The organism is Halorussus salilacus, assembly GCF_024138125.1.
In the GTDB taxonomy this organism is placed as follows: domain Archaea; phylum Halobacteriota; class Halobacteria; order Halobacteriales; family Haladaptataceae; genus Halorussus; species Halorussus salilacus.
This window is the reverse complement of the sequence record NZ_CP099993.1, coordinates 1,699,488-1,717,505: the sequence shown is the minus strand read 5'-3', so window position 1 is coordinate 1,717,505 and position 18,018 is coordinate 1,699,488. Positions and strand designations below refer to the sequence as shown.

21 protein-coding genes are annotated in these 18,018 nt (G+C 67.3%); 13 read left to right on the top strand and 8 right to left on the bottom strand.

Annotated elements, in window-relative coordinates:
- Positions 1-28 precede the first annotated feature (28 nt).
- Positions 29-661 carry a DUF8052 family protein gene (locus NGM10_RS08835; protein ID WP_253477399.1) on the bottom strand — a complete coding sequence of 211 codons (633 nt, stop codon included), beginning with the start codon at positions 659-661 and terminating at the stop codon, positions 29-31.
- The gene (locus NGM10_RS08830; RefSeq protein ID WP_253477396.1) at positions 658-939 is read right to left on the bottom strand and encodes a hypothetical protein; all 282 of its coding nucleotides are present in this window, start codon (positions 937-939) and stop codon (positions 658-660) included. The genes NGM10_RS08835 and NGM10_RS08830 overlap by 4 nt, the downstream gene beginning before the upstream one ends.
- 207 nt (positions 940-1,146) lie before the next feature.
- Between NGM10_RS08830 and NGM10_RS08825 the strand changes: the two genes are divergently transcribed.
- The 4 genes from NGM10_RS08825 (at position 1,147) to NGM10_RS08810 (ending at position 3,944) form a co-directional block, all read left to right on the top strand.
- A complete protein-coding gene (locus NGM10_RS08825) occupies positions 1,147-1,368 on the top strand; it encodes a DUF8007 family protein (RefSeq protein WP_253477393.1) in 222 nt (73 codons plus the stop codon).
- A 46-nt stretch (positions 1,369-1,414) separates the two neighbouring features.
- Positions 1,415-2,101: a DUF5828 family protein gene (locus tag NGM10_RS08820; protein WP_253477390.1), complete on the top strand. Its 687-nt coding sequence runs from the start codon at positions 1,415-1,417 to the stop codon at positions 2,099-2,101.
- 64 nt (positions 2,102-2,165) lie between these two features.
- The gene (locus tag NGM10_RS08815; protein ID WP_253477386.1) at positions 2,166-3,353 is read left to right on the top strand and encodes an inorganic phosphate transporter; all 1,188 of its coding nucleotides are present in this window, start codon (positions 2,166-2,168) and stop codon (positions 3,351-3,353) included.
- A gap of 63 nt (positions 3,354-3,416) precedes the next feature.
- The gene (locus NGM10_RS08810) at positions 3,417-3,944 is read left to right on the top strand and encodes a hypothetical protein (RefSeq protein WP_253477383.1); all 528 of its coding nucleotides are present in this window, start codon (positions 3,417-3,419) and stop codon (positions 3,942-3,944) included.
- Positions 3,945-4,105: 161 nt separating this feature from the next.
- Here the strand turns inward: NGM10_RS08810 and NGM10_RS08805 are convergent, their stop codons facing one another.
- The gene (locus tag NGM10_RS08805; RefSeq protein WP_253477380.1) at positions 4,106-5,515 is read right to left on the bottom strand and encodes a hemolysin family protein; all 1,410 of its coding nucleotides are present in this window, start codon (positions 5,513-5,515) and stop codon (positions 4,106-4,108) included.
- 114 nt (positions 5,516-5,629) lie between these two features.
- On the opposite strand from NGM10_RS08805, the gene NGM10_RS08800 reads away from it, so the two are divergent.
- The 3 genes from NGM10_RS08800 (at position 5,630) to NGM10_RS08790 (ending at position 7,157) form a co-directional block, all read left to right on the top strand.
- Positions 5,630-5,947, top strand: coding sequence for a glutathione S-transferase N-terminal domain-containing protein (locus tag NGM10_RS08800; protein WP_253477376.1), 318 nt, complete (start codon positions 5,630-5,632; stop codon positions 5,945-5,947).
- Entirely contained in the window at positions 5,947-6,459 is a 513-nt protein-coding gene (locus NGM10_RS08795) for a redoxin domain-containing protein (protein ID WP_253477373.1), read from the top strand. The genes NGM10_RS08800 and NGM10_RS08795 overlap by 1 nt, the downstream gene beginning before the upstream one ends.
- Positions 6,460-6,533: 74 nt before the next feature.
- Complete coding sequence (locus tag NGM10_RS08790) at positions 6,534-7,157, top strand: L-threonylcarbamoyladenylate synthase (protein WP_253477370.1); 624 nt, start codon at positions 6,534-6,536, stop codon at positions 7,155-7,157.
- On the opposite strand, the gene NGM10_RS08785 is transcribed toward NGM10_RS08790, so the two are convergent.
- A complete protein-coding gene (locus NGM10_RS08785; RefSeq protein WP_253477367.1) occupies positions 7,143-7,808 on the bottom strand; it encodes a CRISPR-associated protein Cas4 in 666 nt (221 codons plus the stop codon). The two genes, NGM10_RS08790 and NGM10_RS08785, sit on opposite strands and share 15 nt — an antisense overlap.
- Before the next feature lie 424 nt (positions 7,809-8,232).
- Positions 8,233-8,835: a helix-turn-helix domain-containing protein gene (locus NGM10_RS08780; RefSeq protein ID WP_253477365.1), complete on the bottom strand. Its 603-nt coding sequence runs from the start codon at positions 8,833-8,835 to the stop codon at positions 8,233-8,235.
- A 144-nt stretch (positions 8,836-8,979) separates the two neighbouring features.
- On the opposite strand from NGM10_RS08780, the gene NGM10_RS08775 reads away from it, so the two are divergent.
- The 4 genes from NGM10_RS08775 (at position 8,980) to NGM10_RS08760 (ending at position 13,187) form a co-directional block, all read left to right on the top strand.
- The gene (locus NGM10_RS08775; RefSeq protein ID WP_253477362.1) at positions 8,980-9,561 is read left to right on the top strand and encodes a biotin transporter BioY; all 582 of its coding nucleotides are present in this window, start codon (positions 8,980-8,982) and stop codon (positions 9,559-9,561) included.
- A gap of 4 nt (positions 9,562-9,565) precedes the next feature.
- Positions 9,566-10,273: an energy-coupling factor ABC transporter ATP-binding protein gene (locus tag NGM10_RS08770; protein ID WP_253477359.1), complete on the top strand. Its 708-nt coding sequence runs from the start codon at positions 9,566-9,568 to the stop codon at positions 10,271-10,273.
- A complete protein-coding gene (locus NGM10_RS08765) occupies positions 10,270-10,977 on the top strand; it encodes an energy-coupling factor transporter transmembrane component T family protein (protein WP_253477356.1) in 708 nt (235 codons plus the stop codon). The genes NGM10_RS08770 and NGM10_RS08765 overlap by 4 nt, the downstream gene beginning before the upstream one ends.
- Before the next feature lie 83 nt (positions 10,978-11,060).
- Positions 11,061-13,187: a (Fe-S)-binding protein gene (locus tag NGM10_RS08760; protein WP_253477353.1), complete on the top strand. Its 2,127-nt coding sequence runs from the start codon at positions 11,061-11,063 to the stop codon at positions 13,185-13,187.
- Here NGM10_RS08760 and NGM10_RS08755 read toward each other — a convergent pair.
- From NGM10_RS08755 to NGM10_RS08745, 3 genes are all read right to left on the bottom strand, one after another.
- A complete protein-coding gene (locus tag NGM10_RS08755) occupies positions 13,184-13,621 on the bottom strand; it encodes a type II toxin-antitoxin system VapC family toxin (RefSeq protein WP_253477350.1) in 438 nt (145 codons plus the stop codon). The two genes, NGM10_RS08760 and NGM10_RS08755, sit on opposite strands and share 4 nt — an antisense overlap.
- A complete protein-coding gene (locus tag NGM10_RS08750) occupies positions 13,618-13,920 on the bottom strand; it encodes a hypothetical protein (RefSeq protein WP_253477315.1) in 303 nt (100 codons plus the stop codon). Before NGM10_RS08750 ends, NGM10_RS08755 begins: the two co-directional genes overlap by 4 nt.
- A gap of 206 nt (positions 13,921-14,126) precedes the next feature.
- A complete protein-coding gene (locus NGM10_RS08745) occupies positions 14,127-14,663 on the bottom strand; it encodes a DedA family protein (RefSeq protein WP_253483814.1) in 537 nt (178 codons plus the stop codon).
- A 311-nt stretch (positions 14,664-14,974) separates the two neighbouring features.
- Here NGM10_RS08745 and hemB point away from each other — a divergent pair, with 311 nt between their 5' ends.
- Entirely contained in the window at positions 14,975-15,955 is a 981-nt protein-coding gene (gene hemB / locus NGM10_RS08740) for a porphobilinogen synthase (protein ID WP_253477312.1), read from the top strand.
- A gap of 338 nt (positions 15,956-16,293) precedes the next feature.
- Positions 16,294-17,943, top strand: coding sequence for an ammonium transporter (locus NGM10_RS08735; RefSeq protein WP_253477309.1), 1,650 nt, complete (start codon positions 16,294-16,296; stop codon positions 17,941-17,943).
- Positions 17,944-18,018 lie beyond the last annotated feature (75 nt).

Genomic DNA, 18,018 nt, shown 5'->3' with positions numbered 1-18,018 from the left:
GCGACCCGAACTCCTTTTTGCGACGCCGTCAGCGCCACAGCGAGCGGACGAACCGTTCGACGAGTCCCGGTTCGGTTCGGTCGATGTCGTCCCAGAGGCGGAATGCGGTCGCCGTCTCGGCGTTCCGGCTGGCAACGAGTCGCTCGTCGTCGGGGGCGACCACGACGAGGTTCACCTCGTATCGACCGTAGAAGCCGTACTTGATGAGCGTCCGGTCGCGGAACCCCTCGACGAACTCCCGGACCGACTCGGGGACCTCGGGGACGACGACGGCGAACGTGAACTCCGTCTCGAAGTGCTCCTCGTCGGCCTCGATCCACTCGTCGGCGAGGTCGTGACCCAGTTCGACGAGGCGTTCGAGGTCGGCGACCGTCACCCGGTCGGCCCGGCGCGCGAAGAGGTGCTCGCGGGCCTCGTGGTTGGCGTAGTTGAGCGCGGGGTGGAGCAGTTGCTTCTGGTTCTCGACGCGGAGTTCGCCGTAGAGGTCGAACCGCTCGCCCCGGACGCGGTAGCCGTTCTCCATATCGAAGCTGTACATCAGCCTGTCGCTGACGCGGTCGAGGTACTCGTCGTCCCAGTCGGGGACGTCCTCGGGGAGGGTCGCGTCGGGGCGGTCATCGGGCGCGGTCGGTCCCTGCGCGTCGGAACTTCCGTCGCTCATGCGGCCGGGTCGTAAGCGTGAACGTCGTCGACCGGCGGTGCGCCCGCGTGGGCATCGACCGGCGGTGCGCCCGCGTAGGCATCGACCGGCGGTGCGCCCAACAGGAGCGGCGTCACCGTCGTCTCGCGACTTCGCCGCTCGACTGCCCGCGGAGCGTCGCTCCGCGCTACTCGCGTTTCCGAGGCGCTCCGCGCCTCGGTCTCCTCGCGGGAGTGGTACGCCAGCGGAATCTGCTCGCGGGGTTCGACCGACGCGGGGTCGATGACGCGGTGTCCCATGTGGGACCCCAGAGCGCGGTGGGGTAAATACCCTCGGTCGGCGGCGCGGCGCGCATTCTGCGCGCCGCGCCGCCGACCGAGGCATTCCGTGACCCGCGCCGCCGACCGAGGCATTCCGTGACCCGCGCCGCCGACCGAGGCATTCCGTGACCCGCGCCGCCAAAAGCTTAAGCGTCGAGCCGCCCAACCACCGCGGGAGTAGTACGCATGGACGACAAACGGACCGAAGCGTGCGGCCGGTGTTCGATGACCAGCGTCGTCTCGATGACGACCGAGGACGGCGACGCTGGCGGGCGCAACCCCTTCGACGGGCCGCGAATCGAGGTCGACGAGTCCGAGATTCGGGCGGTGAACAGACACCACGTCTGGCTCGGGCGAGTCAAGCGTCGGCTCGACCAGTTCGCGACTCGACTCACCTACGGTCGCTGACCGCGGGCGACAACTGTATATCGGACCCGAACTAGGAGGCGTACCAATGGAAGAGAGCGTTTCCGGATTCAAGCTCCGGGGCAGTTGGGGCGACATCGTCGAACACGGCGAGCGCATCACAGAGGCGCTTCGAGAGGCCGACGTGTCCGGCGACGCCTACGAGGAGTGGGAGGAGTGGCGACCCAAGTCCCACGAGCGACTCGGCGAGGACGTCTCGGAGAAGACCGCCGAGCAGGCGTCGGTCAACGAGGGGAAGGGCGAGAAGAAGGGCAAGGGCCCCGACGAGGACCTCAAGACCGCGGGCGAGAAGATAACCGAGTCCTACGAGAAGCTCAACGACGAGCAGACCGACGAGGCGGTCGACAAGTGGCAGGACTCGGTGAGCTACGTCGCTCGGGCGGCCGACTCCGCGAGTCGGAAGGCCATCCGCAAGGTCGAGGACACCGTCTACCAGAAGGTGATGACCCGGCTCGCGCCCTACTACTTCGACAACGACCTCGTCAGCGCCAACCTCCAGCGCGTCGGCCGGGGCGACGGCGAACCCGAGTTCGTCTTCGAGGTCAACGTCAACGACGACGACCTCAAGCAACACGTCAGCGAGAAGCTGTCGGCGTACGAGGACGAGATCGACCGCTGGCACGTCGACACCGAGAAGCGCACCGACACCGTCGAGGCCGCGGAGGGTGTCGAGCCGCCCAGCGAACCCGAGGAGCCCACCTCGAAGACCACCTGACCGGAGCGGGCGACCGACGGACCGGAGCCGGTACACTATTCTATCGTCGGCAACACGTTCGGATATGGTCGGTAGCGGCGTCGTTACGTTGGTGATCGCGGCCGTCGCGAGTCTCTTCATGGCGTGGGCTATCGGCGCGGGGTCGTCGGGGTCGACGCCGTTCGCCCCCGCGGTCGGCGCGAACGCCATCTCGGTGATGCGCGCGGGGTTTCTGGTCGGCCTGCTCGGATTCGGCGGGGCCGTCCTGCAGGGGGCGAACGTCTCGGAGGCCGTCGGGACCGAACTCATCGGGGGCGTCGAGCTGACCGCGATAGCCGCGACCACGGGACTGCTCGTTGCGGCCGCGCTGGTCGCCATCGGCGTGTTCACGGGGTACCCGATAGCGACCGCGTTCACGGTCACCGGTGCCATCGTGGGCGTGGGGCTGGCGATGGGCGGCGACCCCGCGTGGGCGAAGTACCGCCAGATCGGGGCGCTGTGGCTTCTCACCCCCTTCGTCGGCAGTTTCATCTCCTACTGCACCGCTAGGCTCCTCCGGTCGGAACGCACGACCGAACGGGTCACTATCCCGCTACTGGGCGGCGTGGTCGGTCTCATCGTCGCCAACATCGAGTTCGCGGTGCTGGGTCCATCGGGCACGGGCCAGTCGCTCGCAGAGACCGCTGCCGTGTCGCTGGCTCTTCCGACCGTTGCGGGCGTCGATTCCGGACTGGTCGTCGCCTCGCTCGCGTTCGCGGGAGCTGTCACCGGGTTCCTCTACTGGGAGGTGCGCGAGGACCTCGAAACCGGACAGCGACACCTCCTGCTCGCGCTCGGGAGCCTCGTCGCGTTCTCGGCGGGCGGGTCGCAGGTCGGTCTCGCCATCGGACCCCTCGTCCCCCTGCTCGACCCGTTCGGAATACCGCTCGTCCCGGTACTGGTGGGCGGCGGCATCGGCCTGCTCGCGGGGTCGTGGACGGGCGCGCCCCGGATGATAAAGGCCATCGCACAGGACTACTCAGCGCTCGGCCCCCGCCGGTCCATCGCGGCGCTCATCCCCTCGTTCGCCATCGCGCAGGTCGCGGTGCTGTACGGCATCCCGGTGTCGTTCAACGAGATAATCGTCAGCGCCATCGTCGGGAGCGGCTACGCCGCCGAGGGCGGCGGCGTGAGCCGCCGAAAGATGGGCTACACGGTGCTGGCGTGGCTCGGGTCGCTGGTGCTGGCTATCGGCGTCGCGTACGGGGTGTATGCCGGGATTCGGATGGTCTGACCGACGACGGACCGGCGTTCGAGCGCGTAGGCTTTTGTACGAAGGCGAGGCGAACGCTTCGTAATGGCCGACAGCGAGAGCGGACACTGCGACAGAAAATCCGAGGAGCGAGAAGGCGACGTAGAAGTTCTGCAGTCCGGGCGAGAGGAGGCGAGAATCGTGCTCGACCATCAACTCCGGTTTCTCTCCGAGATACACACCAAGGCACTCCGAACCGTCCGAATCACGATTCTTGTCTTCGGACTCGTTCTTTCGGCTACCGCATTTCCACGTAGCGAACAGTATCTCAACGCGTTTACCGTCGCCGGAGTCGGGTCGCTCGCAATGTCTATTCTCTTCGGGCTCGTCACGTACAGCGTCTCGAACTCGCAACTCGGCGTCGGGCCGAATTATCTCCTCGACGCACGAACGATGTCGTACCGCGAGTCGGAATGGCTCGACCTGCTACTGAGTGGCTACAGTGAATGGATAGCCGACATGGAGCGACTGAACGACAGTACAATCGTCGCACTCACTACGACGCAACTCTTTCTCGGAGTCGGCATCGTACTTCTGGTAGTCGGATTCGTAAATGGGTTGAACGTCCTGTGACCCCGGAGTTTTTGTATGAAGCAGACCCATCAGTAAATATGGTAAAATCGCCAAAATCGGGGCGAGAACTCGAAGGGACACGGTTCTACACGGGGCCGAGGTGGTTCGTGAAGTTCGTCCGGAAGCGACTGGAATCCAAGACGGATACCGAAAACACGTAGTCAGCCCTCTGTCTCGACGCCCTCTTCTAGCTCGGGTCCGTCGCCCTCGGTCTCGCTCTCGGCCTCGGAGCGCTCGGCCTCGTCGAGCTTCGAGACGCGGGCCTTCATGATTCGGGTGTTCTCGACCTGTTCGACGTCGAGGCGCACGCCGTCGTAGGTGATGGACTCGCCCTCCTCGACGAGGCGGCCCGCGCGGTTGAAGATGAACCCCGCGATGGTCTCGAACTCCTCGCCCTCGGGGAGTTCGATGTCGAGGGCCTCGTTGACCTCGTCGATGTTGAGTTCGCCCTGCACGATGATGGTGTCGTCGTCGACGAACTCGATAGGTTCTTCCTCCTCGCCTTCGAGGATGTCGCCGACGATCTCCTCGACCATGTCCTCCATGGTGATGAGGCCCTCGGTGGTGCCGAACTCGTCGATGACGATGACCATCTGCATCCGGTTCTCGCGCATCTCGGTCAGGAGTTCGTCGACGTTCTTGCTCTCGGGGACGTGGAGGGTCGGCTGGATGACGTCGTCGAGTTCGACCTCGGCGCTCTCGCCGTAGGTGTTCTCGCGGACGAGGTCGCGGATGTGGATGATGCCGATGACGTTGTCGAGACTGCCCTCGTAGACGGGGACGCGCTCGTGACCGCTGTGGACCAGCGTCTCGATGGCCTCTTCGAGGGTCGCGGTCTTCGGGACCGCGGTCATGTCGAGCCGAGGGGTCATCACCTCCTTGGCGATGGTGTTGTTGAACCGGAAGATTCGCTGGAGCATCTCGCGCTCGTCCTCCTCGATGACGCCCTCGCGCTCGCCCGTCTCTATCATGTCCTGAATCTCGTCGCGGGTGACGTAGGAGGTCTCGATGGCCGACCGGCCGCCGGTGACCTTGTTGACCAGCCGGGTCAGGTAGTCGAACGTGACCACCAGCGGAAGCAGGGCGTACTCCGAGAGCTTCAGCGGTCTGGCGATGCGCAGCGACCACGACTCGGTGTTCTCGACCGCGTAGGACTTGGGCGCGCTCTCGCCGAACAGGAGGACGAGCGCGGTGATACCGAAGGTGGCGACCGCGACGGCCTGTCCCTGCGTGAGGTGGAGCGCGAGGACCCCGGTCGCGATGGAGGACATCGCGATGTTGACGATGTTGTTACCGACCAGAATCGTGACCAGCAGTCGGTGGGGGTCGCTCTTGAGCGCGGCGACGGTGTCGGCTCCGGGAACGCCGTCCTCGACGAGCGCGTCGACGCGATGCTTCGCGAGCGAGAACATCGCGATCTCCGACGAGGAGAAGAACGCCGAGAGTCCGATCAGAACCACGATGGCCACGACACCGAGCCAGGTGATAGCACTCCGCGAGAGGGCGATACCGAGGACTTCGGCGACCGGGGCCGCCTGCGCGAGCACGACAGCGAGCATCGAGAGCACCATTCAACAACCCATCTTGAGGGTCAGCGGGATTAACTCTTTATTCTTTTCCCCTCGGCAGGACGTGGACCTGCCGCGAGCGAAGACCTTACGGCCGCTTCGAACCAACGCGTGAACATGAGTCAGACGACCGACGAGCCGTCGATCACACTCTATCGGCTACAGGCGTGTCCGTACTGCGAGCGAGTCGTTCGCAAGCTCGACGAGTACGACATCGACTACCGCTCGCGGTTCGTCGAGCCGATGCACAGCGACCGCGACGTCGTCAAGCGAATCAGCGGCAAGCGGAGCGTCCCGGCCATCGTCGACGAGAACACGGGCGTCACGATGAGCGAGAGCGGAAACATCGTGGCGTACCTCGACCGGACGTACGGCGACGGGGTGCGAGCCGACGGCGGCGAGCGACGGGCGGGCGGGGACAGAGGTGACGACTGATGGTAGACTTCGAGGTCGTCGAACTGCCCGAGACCGACCACGTCGCGGAGGGAGACACCGCGCCCGACTTCACCCGGCCGCTGGTCAGCGGCGAGTACTGGGAGGACGCCAGCCTCTCGGACCTCACCGACGACGGGCGTGTCCTGCTGGTGTTCTTCCCGATGAACGGGGCGTTCCCCGCGACCTACGTCTGGAACGAGATTCGGGACCGCGAGTGGGGGAGCGACGACCTCACGGTCGTCGGCGTCTCCATTTCGGACCCCTACGCCCACAAGCGACTTATCGAGGAGCGCGGGATGGACTACCGGCTCTTCTCGGACCCCCAGAACGGCGTGGCCGAGGAGTACGGCGTCGTCCACGACCTCGACGGGATGGCTGGCGTGACCGAACCCCGACCCGCGGTCTTCCTGCTCGATACCGACCGGACCGTCGAGTACGCGTGGGTCGCCGAGGAGTGGCCCGACTTCCCGGACTACGACGAGGTGGAGGACGCCATCGAGAACGGGGCGTAGTCCCCCTGGCGAGCGGTTTCCCGCGGCGGTAGCGACCGACGAGCATTTTTCCGGCGACCGCCAACTCCCGGCCGATGACCGACGACGAGGACATCCGACGCGCGGCGACCGCCATCCGAAACGGCGACCTCGTGGTCTACCCGACCGAGACGGTGTACGGTCTCGCTGCCGACGCCCTGAGCGAGGACGCGGTCAAGCGCGTCTTCGACGCCAAGCGGCGCGCGCGAGACAAGCCCGTCTCGCTCGCGGTTCCCGACGTGGACGCCGCGCTCGAACTCGTCCGGGCGACCGACCGCGAGGAGCGGTTCATGCGCGAGTTCCTCCCGGGGCCCGTGACGGTCCTCTGTGCGAAGACCGACGAGGTCCCCGACGCGCTGACCGGCGGGCGCGACCGCGTCGGAGTCCGCGTGCCCGACAACGAAGTCGCGCTGGTGCTCCTCCGGGAGGTCGCGCCGATAACGAGCACGAGCGCGAACGTCAGCGGTCGCCCGAGCGCGACCGCCACCGCCGACCTCGACCCCGAGATACGGGACGCCGCGGCGGTCGTCCTCGACGGGGGCGAGACCGGTCAGGGGACCGGCGGAACCGGAAGCACGGTCGTGAACGTCGAGACCGGTGAGATTCATCGCCGGGGGTCGAACGCCGACGCGGTGGCAGACTGGCTCGCTGACGAGACCGACGACTCACAACCCCAGTAGCGACCGGAGCGACCGCGTCTTCACGCCGCACTCCGCGCGGTACTCGCAGGACTCGCACTTTGCGTCGTTTCGAAGTCTGGGCGGGGGCCCGTCGAGCGACCGGACCGCCTCGACGGCGGTCCGATAGGCCGCCTTCCGGCGGGTCGTGAGTTCGACCTCCCGCACGGTTCCGTGTGCGGGGTACTCCACGAAGGCGCGCTCGACCGCCTCCTCGTGCTCCCACGAGAGGGCCTTCGCCGCGGCGACCGTCCGAACGGTCTGGGGCTCCCAGACGCCCTGCTCGGGCGGAGCGCCGGTGAAGACCATCGAGGGCGTTGGCGCGTCGAGGGCCACCACCTTGTGGACGACGCCGCGACACTCCCGGCCCTCGACGAGTCGGTCGCGGTCGGTCGGGTCCCGAATCGCGTCCCACTCGTCGGCGAACCTCGACCGCGCGCGGTCGAGGTTCGCGCGGAACTCCCCCGGCGGGACCGAAATCGGAGCCGCGCGCAGGTCCGAATCGGCGGCCCCGAGCAGGTCGTCGTACGCGAACGCGAGGTCGCGCCGGGCCGCGACCTCGTCGGGGACCTCGACCTCGCCGCGGCGCTGGTAGTAGAGCTTCCGGGGGCAGTAGGCCGCGGTCGAGAGCTCGCTGAACGGAATCTTCGACACGCCGGGAGTTGGGCCCGTCCTCGTATTTGAACCCTCGCACGGCGAAGCGATTTCAGCAGGGGATTCGACAGCGAGCGCCCGAGCGCACTACGGGATATCGCAGGACGGCCAACCGACCATTCAGTTCGCGCCAGTGCGACCATTCTACGAAGTAGCGCACCGGCCCCGACATCCACGACGCAGCGCGCCGCAGGCGCGCGCACGAGTCACCGTTCCTGCGTGTGGCCCGAACTCGGCGGCGTCGGTGACGCCGCCGAGTTCGAGGTCACACGCAGGCCTTTTTTGGTCCAGATTTTTTCGAGCCGCGAGGGACACGGTCCCTCGGCCCGTGCGAGCGGCGAAGCCGCGAGCAGAGAGGGTGCGCCAGCAGAGCAGACCGCTCCGCGGTCTGCTCTGCGCGCACCCGACGAAGAAAAAAGGTCGTTTAGAAGGAAACGTTCGTTTCCATCCCCTCGGTGGCGTCGTCGAGGCCGTCCTTCTGGATGTCATCGGTCATCCGGTCGGAGAGTTCGCGGTCCCGGAGGACGTTCTCGAACTCGTCGGTGAAGCGGTCGTTCGCGGTCTGTTTCTCCTGTCGGGTCTCGATGATTCGCCGGTAGCGCCGGACGGTCGATTCGCTCACGTCGAGGGCGTCTGCGGCGTCGGTCGTCGACGCCCCGTCGTCGAGCAGGTCCCGCAGGGCGTCGAGGTCGAACGGCGCGTCGGTGTCGCTCTCCCGGATGAGGTGGAGGTCGATGCGGGCGCGCGAGACCGTCTTCCCGAGGGAGGCGTCGCCGAGTTCGCGGGCGATCTCGGCGTCGGAGTCGCCCGCGTAGTAGCCCCGGACCACGGTGACGAGTTCCTCGTCGGAGAGGGTCGTCGCGAAGTCGTAGCGCTCGCGCATCTCGGCGACGACGGCTTCGAGACGCTCCTCGACCTCCGTCTCCGAACTCAGCGAACCGTGGGTCTCCTCCTGTCGTTCGGTGACGGTGGATTCGTCGGTGACATCCATGAAGATGTCCCGGAGTTCTTCGGTCTTCTCGTCCATGTCCTATGATTTTGGCGCGACGTGACCGCGGGTTAAAAACCTGTCGGCGGCGGTCCGAAACCGGGTCCGGGGGCGGTCGGCGGGGACCGAGCGCGAGCGTCGTCAACCGAAGTTTTCATTCCGGTTGACGAGCCACGGGGAACCATGAGCACCGACACTGCATCGGTCGAGTTGGTCGGCGACGAAGCGGTCGAGAACGTGGCGCGGGCGGCCCTGCTCGCGGCGCTCACGGGCGCGTTCGCGTACGTAACGTTCCCGAATCCCGCCTCGCCCGCGCCCATCAGTCTGCAGGTACTCGGAGTCTTTCTGGCGGGACTCCTGCTCGGGCCCGTCTGGGGCGGCGTCTCGATGGTGCTGTACCTCGCGACGGGCGCGGTCGGCGCGCCCGTGTTCGCGGGCGGTGCGAGCGGGCTTGGGTCGCTGGTCGGCGAGAGCGCGGGCTACCTCTGGTCGTACCCCGTCGCGGCGTTCGTGGTCGGCGCGATAGCCCACGGCGGTCTCACCCTCCGCGACCCGGCGGAGCGACACCTCGCGCGACTGGTCGGCGCGATGGTCGCGGGCACGGCCGTCATCTACGCCTTCGGCGTGGTCGGGATGGCGCTCGTCCTCGGACTCAGTCTGCAGGAGGCGTTCGTCGCGGGCGCGCTGGCGTTCATCCCCGCCGAGGCGTTCAAGATCGCGGCCGCGGTCGGGGTCGTCCGGAGCGACCAGATAGCCGCGGAGTGACCGGATGATAGAGACCCGGAATCTGGTCCACCGGTACGGCGACGAGGCGGGTCCGGCCGCGGTCGACGGCGTGAGCCTCTCGATTCCGGACGGGGAGTTCGTCGTGGTGGCCGGACCCAACGGGAGCGGCAAGTCGACGCTGGTCCGACACTTCAACGGCCTGCTCGAACCCGATTCGGGCGAGGTGCTGGTCGACGGCACCCCCGTCGCGGAGGACCTCGTGGCCGCCCGGACGCGCGTGGGAATGGTGTTCCAACAGCCCCGCGACGCCTTCGTCTCCGCGACGGTCGGGGCCGACGTGGCCTTCGGCCCGGAGAACCTCGGTCTCGCCCGCGACGAGATCGACCGCCGGGTCGAGGAGTCGCTGGCGGCCGTCGACATGACGGGGCGGGGCGACGACCGCATCGACGAGCTCTCGGGCGGCGAGCGCGAGCGCGTCGCCATCGCCGGGGCGCTCGCGATGGAGCCCGACCACCTCGTGCTGGACGAACCCTTCACCGGGCTCGACGCCCCGGCGCGCGAGTCGGTGGTCGGGCGACTCCGCGCGCTACGCGAGGCGGGGACGGGCGTCGTGGTCGTCACCCACGACCTCCGAGACGTGTGGGACCTCGCCGACCGCGTGGTCGCGCTCCGGGACGGGCGAGTCGCGGTCGACGCCCCGCCAGCGAGCGCCCGCGAGCGACTCGGCGACCTCGGAGTGCGCGCGCCGTGACGTTCTCGTACCGACCGGGCGAGTCGTTCGCCCATCGACTCGACCCCCGGAGCAAGCTGGCGTTTCAGGCCGGGTTCGCGGTCGCGGCGTTCGCCCACACCGACCCCCGGGGACTGCTCGCGCTGACCGGGGTCGTCGCCGTCGCGCTCCGGGCGTCGGGCGTGTCGCTCGGGAACGCGCTCGCGGCCTACCGGTACGTGTTCCCCTTCCTCCTCGCGGGGCCGGTGGTGGCGGCCGCGACCCTCGGCCCGCCGTGGATTCGACCCGAGGAGGGCGTCGAGGTCGCGCTCGCGAGCTATCGGGTCGTCCTCGTCCTGCTCGTGAGCGCGGCCTACCTCCGAACGACCCCGGTACGGGACTCGCGGGCCGCGATTCAGCGCCTCGTGCCGGGGAAGACCGGCCGACTGCTCGGGACCGGCGTGGGGTTCGTCTTCCGGTTCCTGCCGGTCCTGCGGGCCGACCTCGGCCGGATTCGGGACGCCTCGGCCGCGCGACTCGGCGACCAGCGGTCGCTCGTCGCGCGGATGCGACTGGTCGGCGTCGCGGGTCTGGCCCGGGCGCTCGCCCGGGCCGACCGGTTCGCGCTCGCGCTCCGGGCGCGGTGTTTCGCGTGGAACCCCACGCTTCCCCGCCTGTCGTTCTCTCGCGCCGACGCGCCGGTGATGGCGGCGAGCGCGGGACTGGTGGCGTGGGCGCTCGTTTGAACGATAAACTCTTTGTGCGTTTTCGGCGGATGGAGCCGTGCGAGTCGGTAAAACTTATGCGCGTCGTGTCCCGCCTGTAAGATATGGCAACATTCGCGCTGGCGCAGGCGGGTGACGAGGTGACCCGTCCGACGTTCTGGCAGATCGGGCACCTCGGGGAAGCCCTCTTCTACTACCTCTCGGCGGTGGCGATAGCCATCTTCCTGTACGGCGTCTACGACCGGTTCGCGACCTACTCGCGGGGGACCGAGTCGTGGTTCGACCGACTCGACGACCTGCCGGGCCGGGTCCTCTCCGCGGCGAAGATCGTGTTCACCAACGAGAAGCAGTTCGACCGGGACCTCTACGCTGGCGTGATGCACGCGTTCATCCTCTGGGGCTTTCTGACCCTGTTCATCGGCACCACCATCCTCGCCATCGACATGGACATCTGGACGAAGGGACTCGGTCGGGATTCCTTTTTCGTCGGCGACTTCTACCTCTCGTACTCGCTGGTGATGGACGCGATGGGCCTGCTGTTCGTGGTCGGCGTCGGGATGGCAATCTACCGGCGCTACTGGGTCCGGAACGCTCGGCTCTGGGGCAAGCACACCTCCACCGAGGACGACCTGTTCGTCTGGACGCTGTTCCTGCTCGGGGTCGGGGGCTACCTCACCGAGGGCGTCCGCATTCTGGGCACGAGCGCGACCCGCGACGTCTCGTTCGAGACCGTGAGCTTCGTCGGGTGGTTCGTCTACGACGTGTTGCAGGTCGCGGGCGTCACCCCCGAGATGGCGACCGCCGCGTACCCCGCGGTGTGGTGGTCCCACGCCCTGCTCGCGCTGGCGTTCGTCGCCGCGGTGCCGTACGCCAAGCCGTTCCACATGATCTCGTCGTTCGCCAACGTCGTCACACGCGACGAGATGGCGGGCAAGCGCCTGCCGGGCGTCCCCGACGACGCCGGGCCCGAGGAGATCGGCCACGGCTCCATCGAGGACTTCTCGTGGAAGGAACTGCTCGACCACGACGCCTGCACCAAGTGCGGCCGGTGTTCGTCGGTCTGCCCCGCGAAGGCCTCCGACCGGCCGCTCGACCCCCGCGACGTGATTCTCGACCTCAAGCAGTACCGCGAGGACTTGGACGCGGGCCGGACCGAGGAGAAGCCCATCGTCGCCGACGGGGGCGACTCGGTCATCGCCGCGGAGACGATGGAGTCGTGCATGTCCTGCATGGCGTGCATGGACGCCTGCCCCGTCGAAATCGAGCACGTCGAGCAGTTCACCCAGATGAACCGACGGCTCACCGAGTCGGGCCAGATGGACGCCAACGTCCAGGACGCGATGATGAACGTGTTCCAGAACGGCAACACGTTCGGCGAACCCGACCGCAAGCGCCCCGACTGGGTCGACGACCTCGACTTCGAGGTGCCCGACGCCCGCGACGAACCCGTCGAGTACCTCTGGTACGTCGGCGACTACCCGAGCTACGACGAGCGAAACCGCAAGATAGCGCGGTCGCTGGCGACCATCTTCGAGGAGGCGGGCGTCAGCTACGGAATCCTCTACGACGACGAACAGACCGCGGGCAACGACGTGCGCCGGGTCGGCGAGGAGGGCCTCTACGAGATGCTCGTCGAGGACAACGCCGCCGCGATACAGGACTGCGAGTACGACAAGATCGTCTGCACCGACCCCCACAGCTACAACACCTTCCAGAACGAGTACCCCGAGTTCGAGGAGTGCGCGTGGACCGCCGAGGACGTGTTCCACTACACGCAGGTCGTCGAGGACCTGTTCCGCGACGGCGCGCTCGGCCTCTCGGGCACCGAACTCGACTACACCGTCACCTACCACGACCCGTGTCACCTCGGGCGGTACAACGGCGAGTTCGAGGCCCCGCGCGAAATCGTGGCCGGGACCGGCTGCGACCTCGCCGAGATGCCCCGCAACCGCGAGGACAGCTTCTGCTGTGGCGGCGGCGGGGGCGGCCTCTGGATGGACTTCGAGGAGGACCCCAAGCCCAGCGAGGAGCGCCTCCGCGAGGCCCTCGAAGACACCGAGGCTGGCGGGGCCGTCGAGAAGTTCGTCGTCGCGTGCCCGATGTGCATGACGATGTACGAGGACGGCCGCAAGACCGGCGACTACGAGGACGACATCGAAATCGTCGACGTCTCGGAACTGCTGGTCGAGGCCATCGGTGCGACCGAGCGCGCCGAGGTCGCGGCCGACTAGGACGCGACTTCTCTCGGGTCGAGACGCGAGACGAGCCCGTCGAAGTCGTCGTCGAACGCGAGAACGGCGTCGATGTCGAGACTCCGAACGAGCGCGACGGTCGAGGCGTCGGTGAAGCTCAGGTCGTGGTCGTCGTAGCGTTCGAACGTCTCTATGGAGCGCTGAAACAGTTCCTCGGAGGTGGTTATCGTTTCGATAACGTGGGGGAAGTCCCCCTTTCCGAGAATGCGGTCACCGATTCGATTGGCGTACTCGAAACGTCCGGTACGCTTTCTCGTGAGCGTCACCGTCTCGGCGAAGACGTAATCGCTCGTGTACAATCGGCCGTATTCGCTCGACAGAACGGATTCGAGAGCTTCGTTCGCGGTCGGGTGTCGGTGTGCATCGCGGTCGGACTGGGCGTAGAAGACGCCCGTATCGATGAACAGACTCATTCTCCGTAGAGTATTTTGTCGATATCGTCTTCGTCGGTTTCCGCCCCGGAGGCGAACGTTTCCGAGAGGAACGCGTCTATCTCGTCCTCCGAGAGGCCCTCCCAGTCGTCGTCCGAGCGCGTCCCGGCCTCGTCCCGGAACGAAGCGACGACCGCCCTCTTCGACTCGTACCCTCTGCTGACGATTCGGTCGAGGACCTCGCGTTGGCTCACCTCGCGGTCGGTCGCGACCTCGATTTTGGCCTGCAACTGCTCCAATCGGCGTTTCGCCCGGTCGGATAGCTCTACCGAGGAACTCATGATATCAAACCGTTGGCCGTTTTCGTATTTGAACCTTGGTACGGCGAGTCGAGTATGCAAAAACGACCGCGCGTCCCGGCGCGCGGAAGTGCGCTCGCGTGAAGTTCATGGCATGGCACGCGATGAAGTGGGCACGCGAGCGCAGATGGGCCTACGGTCCCCAACGTGTTAGGTCTGACGCCTCGGGGTTCGGAGAGGTCCTCGGTTCAGAGGAATCCGAGGAAGCCGAGTTCGACCGCGTACAGCGCGGCTGCCGCGAGCCACGACTGGAATATCAGCGTGCCCAGCGCCGAGAGAACGACGAACTCCCAGTCGCGCATCTCCGCGAACCCGGCCGGGACGGTCAGCATGCCCCGAGTGAAGAGGAGGGCGTTGCTCACCGGGACGACGATTCGGCCCCACTTCTGGAACCACCCGTCGAAGCGGTCGAGCTGGTCCTCGTCGATTCGGAACCACCGCTTGCCGAGGAGGTACTCCCGGCCGCCGCGCTTGGCGAGCAGGAAGAGGGCGTACTGGCCGATGGTCGCGCCGACCACCGCGACGAGGATGACTCCCGCGATGTTGTCGAGGTCGCCGGGACCCTCCGCGAGCAGGGTCACCCCGAGCGGGACGAGGCTCTCGCTCGGTGCGAAGTAGAGGAGCATCGCCCCCTCCAGCACGAGGATGCAGAACAGCGCGAGCAGGCCGTACTGGTCGAGCCACTGGCGCGCGAGTCGCTCGTTGCCGATGAAGAACAGGCCGATACCGACGACCGCGAGCGCCACGATGCCGACCGTGAGCAACAGCACGCCGTTCTCGGAGACGAACTGGCGGGCTCTGGTCCCGGCCGCGTTCGACAGCAGGACGCCAGCGAGCAACAGGACGAGTCCGGAAGCGAGCGGCACCTCGGGGAGCGAAACGAGCGAAAGGGCCTCCATCGAGTACCACATCAGCGGGGCGGATTAAATGCGTTGTGACCCGGGACGGAGCGACTCGCGGCCCGCGATGGAGCAGGCCGTGACCCGCCGCGGAGACGAGCGACGCGGTTTTGGGACCCCGCCCGCAAGTGTCGGACATGGACATCACCGACCGGCCCCGCCGACTCCGGCGGGACGGCATCCGCGGGATGGTGAGCGAGACCGACGTGTGCCCCGAGGACCTCATCGCCCCCGTCTTCGTGGACGCGACGGCAGACGAGCGCGTCGAAATCGAGTCGATGCCCGGCCACGAGCGCGTGCCGGTCGACGAATCGGTCGCCCGCGTCGAGGAGGTCCTCGAAACCGGCGTCGAGTCGGTCGTGCTCTTCGGGATTCCCGAGTCGAAGGACGAGCGAGGCACCCGCGCGTGGGCCGACGACGGGGTGGTGCAGGAGGCGACCCGGCGGGTCAAGCGCGAGACAGACGCCTACGTGATCACGGACGTGTGCCTCTGCGAGTACACCAGCCACGGCCACTGCGGAATCTTGGAGGACCACGCCCAGTCGGCCGCCCGACTGACCGTGGAGAACGACGAGACGCTCGACCTGCTCGGGAAGATAGCGGTCTCCCACGCCGAGGCCGGGGCCGACATGGTCGCGCCCTCCGGGATGATGGACGGGACGGTGGGCGCGATCCGGGAGGCGCTGGACGACGAGGGCTTTTCGGACGTTCCCATCATGAGCTACGCCGCAAAGTACGAGTCGGCGTTCTACGGCCCCTTCCGCGACGCCGCCGACGGCGCGCCCGCGTTCGGCGACCGGCGGCACTACCAGATGGACCCCGCGAACCGACGCGAGGCCCTACGGGAAGTCGCCCTCGACGTGGAACAGGGCGCCGACGTGCTGATGGTCAAGCCCGCGCTCCCCTATCTGGACGTGGTGTCCGACATCCGCGAGGAGTTCGACCACCCGGTCGCGGCCTACAACGTCTCCGGGGAGTACGCGATGCTCCACGCCGCCGCCGAGAAGGGGTGGCTGGACTTGGAGTCGGTCGCGCTGGAGTCGCTGGTGTCGATAAAGCGAGCGGGCGCGGACCTGATTCTGACGTACTTCGCGGAGGACGTGGCAGAGCGTCTCTAATCGGTCGATTCTCGCGCGCACGGCCACCTGCTCGCGGTCGCACCGCGACCGCGAGCAGGGTCGACGAACGTCCGGAAACCGGCCCGCCGAGCGTCCGATTTCTGGACGGAATACAACCTTATATCCGTAGTATTCGATTGTAAACCGACCGAGCGTCCACGCCCGACGCAGAATTTTCGAATATTTCAACGATTACCCTTATGTAGTGCTTTGCCGTCACGGTATATCGTGAAACGCAATACGAACTCAGAAGAATCCGAGATTTTCCTGAACAGTCGTCCAGACGATCTGGTCGAGATTCCCGCGACCGCGGACGGAGGGGAGGTCGAGCGGTCGTGATGCAGTCGCCCGAGGAACTCGCGGTGCTCGCGGAGGGCGTCAACACGATGTGGGTGCTGTTGGTGACCTTCCTCATCTTCTTCATGCACGCGGGGTTCGCGATGCTGGAGGCCGGGCAGGTCCGGTCGAAGAACGTCGCCAATCAGCTCACGAAGAACCTGCTGACGTGGAGCGTGGGCGTGATCGCGTTCTTCTTCGTCGGCGCGGGAGTCTCGTCGGCGGTCGGCGCACTCACCAGCGGGGGCGGCGAGTACGCGCTGTTCGGGACGCTCGACGGCTCGGACCCGAACGCGTGGGTCGACTGGCTGTTCGGCGCGGTGTTCGCGATGACCGCCGCGACCATCGTCTCGGGCGCGGTGGCGGGCCGCGCGAAGCTCCGGGCGTACGTCTCGTACACGTTCCTGCTCGCGGCGGTCGTCTACCCGGTCGTGACCGGTTTTACGTGGGGAGAGGGCTTCCTCTTCGAACTCGGCTTCGCCGACTTCGCTGGCGGCATGATCGTCCACGGGATGGGCGGCGTCGCCGGGCTCACCGCCGCGTACGTCATCGGCCCGCGGCTGGACCGGTACGACGACGACGGCTCGGCCAACGTCATCCCCGGCCACTCGCTGACGTTCGCGGTGCTGGGGACGCTCGTGCTCGCGTTCGGCTGGTACGGTTTCAACGTCGGTACCGCCGCGACGGTGTTCGTCGTCGAGGAGGGTTCCATCGCGCTCGGCGACTTCGCGTACGTCGGCCGGGTCGCGCTCAACACCACGCTCGGGATGGCCGCGGGGGCCATCGGCGCGGGCGCGGTCTCGCTGTACAAGACCCGGAAGGTCGACACCCTCTACGTCGCCAACGGCCTGCTCGCCGGACTGGTCGGCGTGACCGCCAGCGCCGACGCCGTCGTCTGGTACGGCGGCATAATTTCGGGCCTGCTCGCTGGCGCGCAGTTGCCCCTCGTCTTCGAGTTCGTCGAGAAGCGCCTCAAGATAGACGACGTGTGCGCGGTGTTCCCGGTCCACGGCTCGGCGGGGATACTCGGCGCGGTCGTGATGCCGTTCTTCGCGGTCGGGGGCTTCTCCGCGAGCCAGTTCGCGGTTCAGGTCCTCGGCGTCGGCGTCATCACCCTCTGGACCGTCGCGGCGACCGGCGCGGTGTTCGGCGCGTTCAAGGCGGTCGGACAGGCCCGCGTCAGCGCCGACCACGAGCGCGACGGTCTCGACAGCGCCGAACACGGCGTCGACACCTACCCCGAGTTCGGCCCCGAGGTGGGCGAGGGGACCGCGATTCGGACGGACGGCGGCGAACTCCCCAACGGCGGGGAGATCAAGCTCGTGACCGCCGTCGTGCGGCCCGACCGCCTCCCGAAGGTCAAGACCGCGCTCGCGCAGATCGGCGCGCCGAGCCTCACGGTCACGAACGTCTCGGGGCGGGGGAGCCAGCCCGCCAAGACCGGCCAGTGGCGCGGCGAGGAGTACACCGTCGACCTCCACCAGAAGGTGAAAGTCGAGTGCGCGGTCGCCGACGTTCCGGCCGACGAGGTCGTCGAGGCCGTCCGCGAGGCCGCCGACACCGGCGAACCGGGAGACGGGAAGATATTCGTGATTCCGGTCGAGGACGCCTGTCAGGTCCGGACCGGGGTTCGGGGGCCAGAGGCGGTCTGAGCGAACCGGACTTTTTCGGGTCGTCGTGATGAATCGAGGAGATGGCCGCGAAACGACTCCCAGATCAACCACCCG